14 protein-coding genes and 1 pseudogene are annotated in these 14,345 nt (G+C 32.1%); 9 read left to right on the top strand and 6 right to left on the bottom strand.

Annotation, left to right across the window (positions count from 1 at the left end; genetic code table 11):
* Positions 1-345: 345 nt before the first annotated feature.
* From PPBDW_RS22865 to PPBDW_RS07745, 5 genes are all read left to right on the top strand, one after another.
* Positions 346-480, top strand: a complete 135-nt coding sequence (locus PPBDW_RS22865; RefSeq protein ID WP_269059478.1) for a hypothetical protein — start codon at positions 346-348, stop codon at positions 478-480.
* Positions 481-796: 316 nt separating this feature from the next.
* Positions 797-919, top strand: coding sequence for a hypothetical protein (locus PPBDW_RS22870; RefSeq protein ID WP_268801515.1), 123 nt, complete (start codon positions 797-799; stop codon positions 917-919).
* Between the two features lie 328 nt (positions 920-1,247).
* A complete protein-coding gene (locus tag PPBDW_RS07735) occupies positions 1,248-2,519 on the top strand; it encodes a hypothetical protein (RefSeq protein WP_036794543.1) in 1,272 nt (423 codons plus the stop codon).
* 943 nt (positions 2,520-3,462) lie between these two features.
* Positions 3,463-3,804 carry a hypothetical protein gene (locus PPBDW_RS07740; RefSeq protein ID WP_036794545.1) on the top strand — a complete coding sequence of 114 codons (342 nt, stop codon included), beginning with the start codon at positions 3,463-3,465 and terminating at the stop codon, positions 3,802-3,804.
* 1,716 nt (positions 3,805-5,520) lie between these two features.
* Entirely contained in the window at positions 5,521-6,930 is a 1,410-nt protein-coding gene (locus PPBDW_RS07745) for an EAL domain-containing protein (RefSeq protein ID WP_036794549.1), read from the top strand.
* Between the two features lie 619 nt (positions 6,931-7,549).
* On the opposite strand, the gene PPBDW_RS07750 is transcribed toward PPBDW_RS07745, so the two are convergent.
* Together PPBDW_RS07750 and PPBDW_RS07755 are read right to left on the bottom strand one after the other, a co-directional pair.
* Positions 7,550-7,837 (bottom strand): HP1242/YdcH family protein, encoded by a 288-nt coding sequence (locus PPBDW_RS07750; protein ID WP_036794551.1) that lies wholly within the window; start codon positions 7,835-7,837, stop codon positions 7,550-7,552.
* 342 nt (positions 7,838-8,179) lie between these two features.
* Positions 8,180-9,100 (bottom strand): LysR family transcriptional regulator, encoded by a 921-nt coding sequence (locus PPBDW_RS07755; protein WP_036794553.1) that lies wholly within the window; start codon positions 9,098-9,100, stop codon positions 8,180-8,182.
* Positions 9,101-9,221: 121 nt separating this feature from the next.
* On the opposite strand from PPBDW_RS07755, the gene PPBDW_RS07760 reads away from it, so the two are divergent.
* Together PPBDW_RS07760 and PPBDW_RS07765 are read left to right on the top strand one after the other, a co-directional pair.
* Complete coding sequence (locus PPBDW_RS07760) at positions 9,222-9,890, top strand: SDR family oxidoreductase (RefSeq protein WP_036794554.1); 669 nt, start codon at positions 9,222-9,224, stop codon at positions 9,888-9,890.
* Between the two features lie 92 nt (positions 9,891-9,982).
* The gene (locus tag PPBDW_RS07765) at positions 9,983-10,348 is read left to right on the top strand and encodes a cupin domain-containing protein (protein ID WP_036794555.1); all 366 of its coding nucleotides are present in this window, start codon (positions 9,983-9,985) and stop codon (positions 10,346-10,348) included.
* A gap of 148 nt (positions 10,349-10,496) precedes the next feature.
* Here the strand turns inward: PPBDW_RS07765 and PPBDW_RS07770 are convergent, their stop codons facing one another.
* From PPBDW_RS07770 to PPBDW_RS07785, 4 genes are all read right to left on the bottom strand, one after another.
* The gene (locus PPBDW_RS07770; RefSeq protein WP_036794556.1) at positions 10,497-11,351 is read right to left on the bottom strand and encodes a bile acid:sodium symporter family protein; all 855 of its coding nucleotides are present in this window, start codon (positions 11,349-11,351) and stop codon (positions 10,497-10,499) included.
* 333 nt (positions 11,352-11,684) lie between these two features.
* A complete protein-coding gene (locus PPBDW_RS07775) occupies positions 11,685-11,963 on the bottom strand; it encodes a hypothetical protein (protein WP_036794557.1) in 279 nt (92 codons plus the stop codon).
* Positions 11,964-12,143: 180 nt separating this feature from the next.
* Positions 12,144-12,434: a hypothetical protein gene (locus PPBDW_RS07780; protein WP_230850385.1), complete on the bottom strand. Its 291-nt coding sequence runs from the start codon at positions 12,432-12,434 to the stop codon at positions 12,144-12,146.
* 121 nt (positions 12,435-12,555) lie between these two features.
* The gene (locus PPBDW_RS07785; RefSeq protein WP_036794561.1) at positions 12,556-12,759 is read right to left on the bottom strand and encodes a hypothetical protein; all 204 of its coding nucleotides are present in this window, start codon (positions 12,757-12,759) and stop codon (positions 12,556-12,558) included.
* 487 nt (positions 12,760-13,246) lie between these two features.
* Here PPBDW_RS07785 and PPBDW_RS07790 point away from each other — a divergent pair.
* Both PPBDW_RS07790 and PPBDW_RS07795 read left to right on the top strand, forming a co-directional pair.
* Positions 13,247-13,402 (top strand): annotated as a pseudogene (locus tag PPBDW_RS07790) (cold shock domain-containing protein); the annotation flags it as partial.
* Positions 13,403-13,584: 182 nt separating this feature from the next.
* Entirely contained in the window at positions 13,585-13,797 is a 213-nt protein-coding gene (locus tag PPBDW_RS07795) for a hypothetical protein (protein WP_036794563.1), read from the top strand.
* Positions 13,798-14,345: the final 548 nt, after the last annotated feature.

A 14,345-nucleotide genomic window follows, 5' to 3' on the forward strand; every position in this document is an offset into this window, starting at 1 on the left:
TTATGATTAGATCTTTATTTTAAAAATGGAATTTATAAATTAAACTATTGCATATTATAAAATGCTGTCATTCAGACCTCTATTTTGAATTTTTGACATACTTTCCTTAAAATTAATTCGCATTAATCAATTAAAAAACACTTTAATTGTTTCGTTGATATTAGGCTTATGTATTAACATGTTATTTAGATCATGAGTTTATTTAATACATGAGACATTATTTTAGAGCAATCGACTAATCAAATGATGGTAGGTAAAGACTAAGCCGTTATAACGTAACATTGATAGTTTCGAGACCCAAGTAGCAGAAGAATGATTGCTGTCGTCCGTTAATGAGATTGAAGTATGATACCAATTAAGGTACAAGCAGAAATAGGTAAGATTCTAACTGAAATGGAAAAAGTCAGTGTCGAAGTGGGGCTGGCTAAGCAAAATATGCGGTTGAATCTTCAAAAACAAATTGATTCTATAGAGGTTTAATTTTGCATGTTACATTGAAAATAAGAATATTTACTCTAATAAATATAGTGTATAAATATACTTGAGATATGAAACATGACGTGTAGATAAGGACTAAAACCCACATGGAAGTGGATATAACTAGCAGAATCTCTCCCATTTTTACAGTGTAGCTGTCGTCTTGATTCTATCTGAATCTAATATAGTCTGATTCCATTATCTAAAGCCGCATCCGAAAGGGATGTGTTTTTTTATGCCTGTCTTTAGGTATAAGGGGTTTGTTTAAAGCCTTTATCCGCACAGACAGCGATACGCCTACAATCGGAGAAGTTAATCTATGACGATTGGAATTACAGGTAATGAAACACTTGATGAACTAGCAGCAATATTGGATAGTCCTGATGATGCCGATGTGGTTGATGAACCATTGCAGATATGGCATTACCAAGCGGTGCAATAATATTGTTTCGCTGTATTTATAAAATCAAGGTAAATACATAAGGTGATTATAGTTATTTAACTTGAAGTAGATCACGATAATAATATGTTATTTACTTAATTTGTAAATGATAAAAATAAAATTCAGCATATACAGGTCTATATATCTTCGTTTTACCATGAACATATTCTCTTATATTTAATATAAAAGAATATAAGATACGTAAAGCAATTATAAATGCATTTATAGCTATTACAGTCATATCGTATATAGGTTTACAAATAGGTTTTTTTCTTTCCTGTTTTAAAATTAAATGCTTGCTCCTTTCTATCAATAACGAGAAAAGTCGATGAAAACATTTTGCATTATCTTTATTTTTCTTTTGACACCACAACTTTCTTTCGCTGCGATAAAAGTCGGCGTATGGAAAGAAAATATAACACCTACCTCGTCAGAACTTTCTGATAGTTGCATGGGAGGGTACGGTTTGCCATTAACTAATCCTCGCTGTGGTGTGACAGAAACGCATGATTATTTATCTGTACGTGCGCTTTATATGGCAAGTAAGAAGACGCAATTATCTATGTTAGTTTTTGATACTACGGGTATTGGCGATTCCATCATTCACGATATTAGGCAACGCGTAAACGAACTGACAGATAGATTAGATGCTCGAAATTTGGTCATTGTTGCCACACATACTCACGCAGGGCTTGATTACCAAGGAATATGGGGCGGTGTTGATAAAGAATATCGCAACCGAATTGTTGATATGGCAGCTAGATCTATCATCCAAGCGCAATCTACTGCTAAAGTTGTAAAAACATTTGCAGCACAAACTCGTGTACCTGTCTCTAATCGCAGAGGTTGGGATGTTGTCGATGATAGTGTTACTACACTTTTTTTCAATAATAGGAAAACAAATCAACCTATTGCCACGCTAGTTAACTTAAGTGCACATCCCACCATATTAGATGGTAACAATATGCAATATAGTAGTGATTATATTGATAGTTTAAGAACAAATATTGAACGCAATAGAGGGGGAATGACAATATTTGTCAATGGTATTTTGGGTGACGCTCAATTTAATACTTCAGATAGAACGTTTGAAAAAGCAGAGGAAATCGGAAATTTAGCCGCGAATGCAATCCTTGAATCAGAGAAAGAAAAGAAAAAAGTGAGTGGATCACTCGATGTATCAACGATTTCATTCAACCATGCTGTAACGAATACCGCTATGCTTCAGCTGCAACAAAATGGCGTATTGGATATTAATTTGGATGATAAAAATCAAGTTTCTGTTGATTTGAAATATGCACATATCGGTAAAAATGTCAGCTTATTAACCTTCCCTGGTGAAGCATTATCACGATTAGGACTACCGATTAAGCATGAAATGGACGGCAAATATAAATTATTTGTTGGGTTAGCCAATGCTTCTTATGGATATTTTATTCCTAGTGATGAATTCGGGAAAATCCCGGGTAGAAACACAGAAGAAATGTTTTCTATGGATAAATATGCAGCGGATGAAATTAAAGAAGCTATTGATTTAAAGTTAAAAAAATCAAATGAGCCATCATCTTTGAGGGATGGATATAGTAAAGGGGATCATTAATCACCTTTATTAATAATAAGTATTGGCAATATCTTAATGATGTTAAGTAATCAAAAATACTGTTAGTACGTATCAATTACATGATTGGAAGCCACACCAGAACCACTGTACCGAAAGGCGCGGTGGTTTTTTATACCATTTTAATGAGGTTTTATAGATAAGCGAATTATTCCGTGTAGATGGTATTCTTCTTGAGTCATTTGAACTTTCTAAGTTATACATTTCAACCATAATGGTTGCGATTGAGAAATACTTAAAAGTGGTGTATTTCATTTAAATAAAACAGCAAGTGTGATACCGATCGCATTTAATGGAAAATAAAGTGTAAATATGTATTGAATCATTATGCATTTGAAGTAGTGTAAATAAGCTTTTCGAACCGTGGGTTTAAGTTTGCTTTCGTAATACGGTTAAATGGATTTACAAGGATGTGAAAAGCTCTTTTATAAAAGATTTATAGCCGGACGTTGGTGTTATTGTTTATGGTATTCTCATAACCTGACCAATTAGTAATACCAGTATTTTAAGTGTGGTTAAAATATTATCACGTTTCTATTTTATGGATTAGTGTCGATTAGTTAATCGCGCTTGACGAATTTGTTCACTGATAAATTTCAACTTTCAATAAATGCATTAATGCCTTGTACTTCAACTTTGTAGGTTAAAGCGGGTAGGCCACAAATAGTCTTGGCTTCAAGAATGACGACTTTCTTCTTTTTATTGATAATAGTCAAAGCTTTTAACCAACTAATAATGCGTTTTTCGCGGTATTCTGACTCTGAAACATATATTACAAGATATAAAAAGTTTAGCGGTCAGAATTCGAGCCTAAATCAACCTTGCTAAAATGACAGCTTTTTGTATCAGATAAAAAACTAACGAATCTTATATTGATATCTATAGTTATTGAGTAAGTTCTGACTGAATAAGATGGGTGTTAGATATGACGTGGAATGTTTTAAATATTGATTATATAAATACGCCAAGTGAGGCTCTCAATACAGAGATTCAAATTTCAACAGCTGTAGTTAATTATTTCAATAGCTTACCACTAGGTGCGTTTTTTAAATGCCCTATTTCAGTTATGCATAAAGATAGTCTTCAAATTCAAGTTTTTTTTCCACCAGAATTAGTAGCCATTGCTTTGTTATTAGGGGCAACACCTGCTCAAAAACCTGATTTCTATGCATTGAATAGAATGACGGATATACACATTAGCCCGATTGGACTAGATACTGAATCATCTTATTTTCAATCTATTTTCGTGAATTCTAACTACTCCTAATAAACTGTTATTATTAATTGCTATTAAGCAAAGTGGGGGGTTAATATTTCTACATTTTCTCGTTTCAATATCATTCCTATAGCGAATAACTTATTGTTAGTCATCGTTGATATTTAGCTCCTCAAAAAACATTGAATTCGATTCTATTCTAAAAACAGCTCCTAAGAGTATTATTTTGTTTGTTTTTTATTCTTTATTGGTATGTTATGCTCGAATTTAACCCGCATGATAGGGGGGATATTTAAGATCATTCGTGGATGTTTTTACTAATTAACTTATTTATTGGAGTAAAATTAAAAAGATAAATTATTTTCTATTGTAGGGAAGTCAGTAATGTCTATTCTAAGGAGGGAGTTTTAATTGTATGATTCAGACAGCTATTACAAATAAAGTATTAAATATTAAAAATTTGAAATCATTCTCGTTATCGTGTTTGTTGTGTGGGGTCATTATGTTGTTAATTATCATGACCATGTGTCTTATTTTGATGAAAATAATCCAAGGAATAATTACTCAATTGATTGATTTATTATTTACTCGTAATTAGTCACTTGTATCTCAAAGAAAATGGATTCAATTTTCTTTAAGATATAGCCTCGAAGAGTAGTATCCAGATTGTTACTGTTGGAGTTCTTAGATTCCCCCAAATGATCACTGAAAGTGCATTGATAAAACAGTTTTTACACCATCTTTTAGTGCACTAGCCTTGATTATTAACACTCAAATTTATGAGATTCAGTACTTATAAGTAGTAAAATTCATAGAATTTAATCCTAGTAGCAGATCTGTCACATCTACTGAAGTTGTCACGAAGTACGTAGACATGATGTTAAAAAGCCGCTAATAGAAGCGGCTTTCTTATGATTTAGGCTAGTTTTTCTGTCTGTTTTTGTTCTTTGGGGTTTTTTAGTCGAGTAAAAATATGTGTTACTAAAGCATTGAATCAGGATTCTGCCATTTTATATGTTAAGTTCATCGATAGTATCGAGATAGTGTGTTTTTTTCATAAATGTTGTTAGTTCGATATATATACAGCATCTTTAGTAGATTAATTACCTTTTTTCAAAAAATAACCATTAATATTCAGAGATTACTAATGAATATACTCTATGTTGGGATTTTTAATACAACATAGTTAGTATTTTAACAATATTTTAGATACGAGAAAGTTGATTTTATTAAATATTAATGAGATTGAAAAATCTTATAATTATAAAGACGATAAATATTTGTATTACGATTGGCGTGTTGATACATAAGACGTTATTTGTAGATGTAGACCATCATTATTCAATATAATAATAAATTATATATGATGCACCTATGTTATATATTAGCGGTTTTACTTAATGTTATCTTTTGAACGATGTATGTAATGAAATTATACTCAAGTTATTGCATACGTGGTGAGGTATAATAATAGCGTTGTCTTTTAATATTTTTTGGTGAATAGAAACTTAAAACTTAAGAAAATATTAAGACTCTATTTGTGCTCAAAGAAGAGCCTAACTAACTATTTTTTAACGAATTAGCCCTGGATAGGTAGGGGAGAGTACTTTTATTATCCCATAATTATTAACTTATGTTACTTTGATATAGTTGCTTTCATTTTAATTGAAGAACAATCGAGGTATTGACTAAATATAACCAAAAAGCAATAATAATTTATATGTGCTAATGCTTACACAAATATATACAAAATATGAATATAAAATAATGAATTTTAAAATTAATGCAAAGTGTTATCTATGCGTAAGTACCATCTTACTTTCATTCTTAATGACTTTTGTTACGATAAAAGTAGTAGAGTCAAATCAAATAAATAATATATCATCTTTACTCAATAATAAAATAGATAAAGTCCAATTAGATATTGAGCACGCACACGGTGATGTTGATATATATAATAAGTTAAAAAAAATAGTTTTATTAAAACCAGTAATAATGTCTATATCATATATAGATAATAACAAATATATATTTTCAGATAGAAAGAAAAGTATTTACCAACCTATCGATGATAAATTGAAAGAAATAATCAATAAAGAACATAATTCTTATCTTTTATCAAATGATGATGATAAATACTTTTCTTATATTTTTAAATTTGGAACTGGATTTTATAAAGTAAATTACTATAAAGACCTATTTATTAAAAATATTCATAATTCATTAACTAGATTTAAAGTATATAATGATCATGAAAATCCCCGTCTTGATTTATTTAGAACAGATAAGATTATCGATCATTTGAATATCATAATATCAAGTGGTATAAATAAGATTAACCTTTTAGTGTTAACATTATTTAATATCATAATATCTTTTTGTATAATAATAAAAATTCACCACCTATTATCTAATTATTTTAGTATTGATAATTCTATGTCTCGCTTAATTAATAAAGGTGTCCGCAATAATGAATTTATTCCTTACTATCAAAATATTTATTCTTTTTCGACAAAGAAATTTATTGGCGCGGAAGTATTATGTCGATGGAACCATAAAGGTGAAATTCTTACTCCTAATTATTTCATTCAGAAATTAGAGAGCTCAGATAATATAAATATAGTAACTTTTCGCTTAATCGAACAAGCATTTAAAGATCTCAATTGTAGTAATAATCAAGATTACCTTTTAAGCTTTAATTTTACTGTTGCTATGATTTTAGATTGTCTATTTGTTGATAAGGTCATAAATTTTATTGAAACAACGCCCAATGTTAAAAATCATATTATTATAGAGCTAACAGAAAGTGATAATCGATTTAAACAGTTAGATGATATAAGAAAGGTTATGCTTAAACTCAAAAAACACGGTGTACTATTATCAATTGATGATTTTGGTACTGGCTATTCAAATCTATTAACAATACAAGAACTTCCTTTTGATGTAATGAAAATAGATAGAGCATTTGTTTCCAGCGAATATGCTGTATCAAATAGTAATATGTTAGATATGATGGTTAAACTTGGTAATTCAATGAATTTATTAATTGTTGTCGAAGGTGTTGAAACAGAAGATGAATTAAATAGAATAAAAGATCTTGGTGTTGATTTTTGCCAAGGTTTCTACTACTCAAAACCATCTAATAGTGAAATATTTAAGAAATCATTATCTTGTTAATTTTATTTACCATGAGAGCAAGTGTCTGATTTATAAACTGATGTTAAATGATCACTTATGAGGGTTATATATTCACATGGGAATCCTCGACTACTTAATGATGGAGTTTTTGTGCTGCACAAAAAAAGCTAACAACTACTATTTACTTATAATTCAACCACACCAGAGCTTACGTTTTGTAGTTAAGGATAGCAATGCGCACTCCAAACATCTTTGATGTGTGACTTCAATCACGAAATTGACGCTTTAGCGCACCCTCCAGTACTGCTACTCATATAATGGCTGTATACACATAACAGTAATGCGAATAATTAGAGATAACATTCTCATAGTCTAATAAGCATCACATATTTGAATGCGCAATATCTTTATCATGTGAATTGTCAATTACGTATGATATTGTTTTTACAACTTTAGGTGGCAGTATGTGTAGATTCTTTTTAATAAATCCTAAATCTTGTTGTGATGGTGATGAGTGTTTAGAAAATGAGGCTGGCGATATAATTATCTGTGTATGTGGATATTGTATTCTTTTAGCGTAAAAAGGATGTCTCTTTAAATAAGCAAATCCCTATTATTCTGTTGGTGAATAGCAGAGTAATAGGGAAGCGTTATATCACTAATTAGCAAAATCATCTTGCTCAATATTATTCCAATCACTACAAGTATTTACCATGGACAAAGGCTTTTCATGTTTTTGTGAATTATACTCTTCTTCGTCTTTAATAATAGAAAACATCTTATATTTTAGATCTAATTGTATTTGTTTTAACTCTAAGATATCATTAAAGTTATTTTCAAGCTTTAAAATAGCTCTATCTAACACATTATATTGAATAAATAATTTATAAAAATGAGAGTTTTCTTTTTTTAATTTTGAAAATATATCATTATGTTCAGAAAACATATAAGTACCGAATGAATTTGTTTTATTTTTTTAATATAAAGTATAAGGCTCTTGATTTATATTCAATCTAATTTAAAGATAAGTTAAGTTTTATAAAATAATAAAAATGAATATTTTAAGTTATTATTAATACGTAAAAGCTAAAATTAGCATTACTTTGGGGAGAAGAATATTAGGCTCTCTAAATTTATGTTTTATGATAGCTAGCCTAGCGTAGAAAAAATATGTGGTGGACCATTAGTAAGACGACACTTGCTAATATGTGTCGTCTTCTCTATAAGATAATAGTTAGCATTGAATATTTATATTAAAATTTTGCTGAACTTAGGGTAAATATTCGCGTTACCTTAATATTTCAGTAAAACGTTTAATTAAGAAATCAAGAAATAATCGAAGTCTCTTAGGTTGATATTGGCGACTTAGGTAAATCACGTTCAAGTCGGCACCAGCAGAAGAAGTGAGGGCGTTGAAGTTTTTCATGTAGCCATTGAGTACAGTGATTAATCGCTGTTGTTTAATGTCTTCTTGAACATCAAGGATTGATTTTAACGCAATGCCTGCGCCATCTAGAGCCCACTGCCGAATTACTTCACCATCATCTGAAAAGCGCTTTGGTACCACAGTAATCACGTTTTGAAATTCTTCGTCTTGAAAGTGCCATGTTTTCAGCTCTTCGTTACTGCGCACCATAGCTAAACAATTATGTTCGGCTAAATCTTGCGGTGTAATCGGAGTGCCTTTCTTAGCAAGGTATTGAGGAGATGCACATAAAACACGTCTACTAGAAGCAAGCTTACGAGAAATAAGGTTGCTGTCTGCTAATTCTCCGTAACGAATTACAACATCCAGCCCAGATTCTGCCAAGTTGGACAAATTATCGTTCAAGTATAGGTAAGGGATCACATCAGGATATAATTCACTAAACTCCGACAATATCGGCGAGATATATTGTTTACCAATATCTCGAGGTGCAGAGATTTTTAGTACTCCACGTACTTCTGTGGTTCCTGTTTGGAGCAAGTTTTCCGTCTCTTTGACGCTGTCGATAATTTCCAGACAAGCTTGATAATACATAGCTCCAGAGTCAGTCAAAGAAATATGTCTGGTACTACGATTGAGCAACTTAACCCTATAGCGTTCTTCTAATGCTTGGAGTCTTATTGTTACCGCGGCAGGGGATAAACCTAATTCTCTGCCCGCCGCTGCTAATCCTTGATTTTTGATGATGCTGGCAAACAGCGTCATATCAGAAAATTTGTCCATACATTATCCTTTAATATTATTATTTAATTAAACTAAATAATTAATTCAAATGTTACATAATTATCAAGCTTATTTAAAATAATATACTGTTCCTATCAAAACAAGAGAAGGACAATAAATTATGAAAACGGAGCAAATAGTTTATGTGCTCATTGGTGGTACATCAGGCATTGGTGCCGAATTGGCTAAACAATTAGAACATGATAACGCCATCGTACATGTTGCGAGCCGTAAAACAGGATTGGATATCTGCAACGCACAATCTGTGTGCGACTACTTTGAAAATATCGGTGCGTTCGATCACCTTATTGTTACAGCTGGCTCTTATGCTCCAGCCGGTAAAGTAGTGGATGTCAACGTTTCCCAAGCGCAATCCGCTTTTAATACTAAGTTCTGGGGCACAATTAATTCAGTAAAACATGGAGTGCGCTACATCAAGAAAGGGGGATCTATCACTCTGACTTCTGGCATGTTGTCGCGTAAAGTCGTTGCTAATACTTATGTAAAAACAGCCATTAATGCTGCAATGGAAGCTACCACTAAAGTACTGGCTAAAGAACTGGCTCCTATTCGAGTTAATGCTGTCAGCCCTGGTTTAATAAAAACTGAAGCTTACCAAGGTATGAATGAATACGATAGAGACACCCTGTATGAGCGAGCTAAAAATAGCTTGCCGGTAGGTAAAGTAGGTGAGGTTAGTGACGTAGCAAAGGCATATCTGCTTCTTATTAATAATTCTTATATGACAGGGACTGTGATTGATATTGATGGCGGTGCATTACTTGGCTAAGCCTTAGCCATCACCAGAACGTAAACGCATGCTTGCGCTCCTTAGTGCTAAGTATTGGCATGCAGAGGCACTATACGATAAGGTTGTAACTTATGAGTAGAATTAACATTAATGAAAAGTTTGCGCTATTCGATGAAGAATGGACACCTAAAATTATTGCTGAGTCAAATGGTCAGCTGGTAAAAATTGCTAAAGGTAGCGGAGAGTTAGTTTGGCACAAGCATGATAACGAAGATGAGTTATTTATTGTTTTTAAAGGCCAACTAACTTTAAAGCTTCAAGCTGGTAATATAGTTTTAAACCCAGGTGAAATGTATATTGTTCCGAAAGGTATCGAACATTGTCCTGTCGCTAAGCCGGATACTCATTTTATGATGATCGAGCCAGCATCTACAGCTCACACTGGTGAAATTGAAACGACAATTACGATTTCCCAAGATAAGCAGGAATGGATTTAGCGTGTAATAAAAGCTTTAAATCGACAGCTAATATGTTTCTGTCCAATAATGAGTTAAGTCTTATTAATGTACATATATCGATATGATACAGAAAGACCGTCTATAGTGACGGTCTTTTTGTATCTGCAATTTAACTATAAAAAGAGACTTAAATTGTTATTTCTTTATGAGATTTATGCCAATAAATTAGCATCAATGCTGGAATATTCATAAGAATACCGTAGAGCAATGGTGTAACTGCAAGATCTGGTCGTTGTAATTGTACTACTGCGACAAAGATTGCTGTACCCGCATTTTGAATGCCGACTTCAATGGAAAATGTTTTTATTACCGTATTATCTCCACCGATTATCTTTGCGACTATTGCTCCCAGTGCTCCTCCACATATACATAAAGATAAAACAGCGACTGACGCAATGGAAAAGAGTTGTTCAAAAACTGATAAATTGGCAAGTAACGTTACAAATACCGTAAAAAATAACACCCATAATGCTGATTTTCCCGATACTTTAATAAAGTCTTTAAACCATATTGCTGATATGTAAGCTCTCATCACCATACCGATAGTTGTCGGTAAGATCGTCACTACCACTAATTGAAGTATCGCCATCTTTATTGGCATGACTAAATGCGCATCAGTAAGCACAAATGGCGACATTAAAGGAAGACTAAATGGGATAATAAGGCTACTTAGTGCTGTCATACTAATTGATAATGCAGTATCGCCACCGCTTAAATAAGTAATTGTATTTGATGACGCTCCTCCTGGTGCTAATGCTAGTAGCCAGAGACCAATTGCTATGGGTTCAGGTAATTCTAAAAAGTGAATAAAGCCATAGGCAATAATTGGTAAGCCGATCAATTGCGTTATTAGACCTGCTGTTATTTTTAGAGGAAAAGATCTAATACGCTTAAAGTCATCTAATTTTAGCGTTAAGCCAACGCAATACATCATCCAAGCTAGAGATAAAGGTAGAATAATAGTTAGCATTGCTTGACTCATGATAAAACAGATCCATTAAAGTAAAGGTTAGAAATCAAACATAAGCATGCTGCATAGTATAGATAATGTAAACTTAATATTTGATATTGCTATATATGCTCACATTGATATTCACTTTGCACAGGGATAATTCTTTCATTAATCATAGTATCGAAATAGCGTATTTTTCTTTTAATTAATTACTGGTGATATTGAATAGTATGACGCAAGTATTGAAGAAATAGTGAATCAGCAAGAAATGCGTTTTAAGTTTAATGAGGTGGGGTCTGTATAGAAATAATCTGTATTATAAAAATTAGCGATGGAAGATTTACACACCATCACTAAAGTTCGTTATGCTTCTTTATTAGTTTTAAGGAGAGCTTCCATTAACTTAGTTGAGTCTTTGTAATCCTCAATCTTTGTTGGTTCTGCTGACTTTAAATCTTTTTTCAGTTGCGTATTTAGATCGCCGAACTTCAGAGTTACCGATAGCACGTTGTAAGCTGGTATTATTACCTTGTTTTCGCCATCTGCGTCTTGAAGAAAAGCACCAGCCTTTGTATAAGCAACAAACTTTTGTTCAAAGTTTTCTGTATTACCGTGTGGTAGGCGAAAGTTAATGGTAATCATTAATTGTCCTTAAATATTTTTATGCTATCAGGGCTATCATTTTGAGCTGGCCTTTGCGAAAGCCCAAAGATGATTATGGGAAATAAGTAAAACGTATGGATTTTCATTATTGGGTGAGGCTGTGGATAGACTAACCAGATAAGAGGTGTGATTATGTTTAATTTCTACAGATAGCTCTATCTATTGATAGTTTTCGCTTGGGGATGTACCAAGATTTAATGTCTGGTGACATTTATGCATATCTAAGAACATACCTTCCCGCTCAATCACTCTTACCATTAGTTCACGTAAACTTTCTAAGGTGTGGTTATCCTGTACCTCTATCGTGTAAACATCCATTTCCCATTTGTGGCATTTAGCCTCGGCTGAATGATCATTTACTACTTCTGCTTTGTGAATCTTTACTCCTAGAGTTGATAGGAGAGCTGGAATAGTAGCTGTGCCGCAAATACATTCAGATCGGAAAGTCATTAATTTCATGGTATGGGGACTCAAAAAAGTTAAAAATCAGTCTAATGTTCAAATGCCACAAGGGGATAAATAGGTAAGCTAATCTTGTGAGGAGTGGTAATAAGGAATAATTAATTTTTTGTTATGTTCCAGAATTTATACAACGCTCTGCATGCGCAAAAAGGTGGTTACATTCTTTCTTTTGCTTATCGTATTCAGCCGTTCCTACAATCAAAGAATCCAGTGTTTCTTTGGCTTTATTGTAGTCTTCAACGATGAGAGCAAATCGATCTTCAAAAGCATTTTTTCTTATTTTTTTTCCGATTTTTCTTCCAGGTTTACGCATAATAATCTCGTTATATTATAAGGTTGGTGCAAAGACAAAAATCTAAATTAGTAATGAAGAAAAAAGTATCGCAGAGTAGGTGATTTAAATTGAAAAGAAACTGAGAGGCTTTTCGATTAAATATTTAATTAATAGTTCGTTGTCTAAACCAAGGCTATTCTACAGGTAATTTAGATAATAGATATCAAAATAAATATTATTTCGCATAGAAAAAAGGATTAATCATAAAATCATATGTAATGATTTATCTTTGCTGTTTGATGAAATAAATCTGTACATATTCTAATTTAAGTGTTCTAGTGTAACGACTCTGTTGTTCAGAGTGATTAATGAAACATTAAGTAAAAGTAGAACCCTCAGAATATCTTCGTTATTGTTGCCATCCTCTGTGTTTCCCTTAACTTCTTAGTCATGTTTAATAATTCAGCTCTTAGTAAATTGATATTTTTCACGATAAATTTATGGATTTTCATATAAGGGACAAATAATGTCTAATAAAACACTGGGTTTAGTAAAATGGTTTAATGAAGAGAAATGTTTTGGTTTTCTGACTCAAGACAGTAGTGGTGTTGACGTATTTGTTCACTTTCTAGCTACTGTTTCAGAAGGCTTTAAGGCATTGACTGAAGGTCAAAAAACTACCTAAAGCTCTCTTATAGGATTTGCTTTTTGTCTATTGATACCTCGAAATGAATTACTTTAACCTGCTGCGGCAGCTTAATGAAGTAACATGATAATAATACTAATATTATGATTTTATTCGGTAAGAGAATAATGGTGATAATTTAATTAGTAACCTTTTTAATTTTCAAATGAGAAATATAAATGTCTGCATATAATATAATGTACTTTGATGACGCTAACAAAATAATAAAGTCAGAAACTGTATTTATGAATGGTTTAAGAGGTGCAAAAATATCATCATCTTCTTTTGCTCCATTTTTTACTGTGAAAATAGAATTAAGAGATATTGTTGGTAAACTATTAGCAACAAAAGAAAATAACTCTTGGATTAATAATGCCGCTATAGCATTATGATGAAAAAATCCGAATTTTGGACAGAATATTAAAAGGTCGCTAATAATAGCGGCCTTTTTTATATAGGCACCTACTAAACATATGCACTTTCATAGCGATTGCTCAACGACGATTGAGTTATATAATCATTGAAAGTGATCAGGCTGTAGAGTCGAGGATGATTTCCAATGATGCGTTTATAATGAGTCAATCACACCTTATCAGCAGCTTAACGAGTTTAAGCTAATTTACTTTGGATGTAATAATTGCAGTGTCATACACAATATTTATGCGAAGAATTTACGCTAACAGTCTAATTATTCAATAGTTATCACAAAATTAGATATATAAGATAGCGTCTATGTTAATGATTGTTTAAATATAACTATTATTTAACAAGTTTAGGTGGATATATGTGGTGGCTATTTTTAATAAAGCTTAAATATTGTTGTAACGATGATTATATAGAAAACGAAGTGGGTGGTATCCAATTTTATAGTTGCGGTTGTTGCGTGCTTTTTGCGTAAGGTCATGACTCTTTCAAGAAGTGAATCCATATTCTTTTGTTG

Source organism: Photobacterium kishitanii, from assembly GCF_000613045.3.
Classification (GTDB): Bacteria; Pseudomonadota; Gammaproteobacteria; order Enterobacterales; family Vibrionaceae; genus Photobacterium; species Photobacterium kishitanii.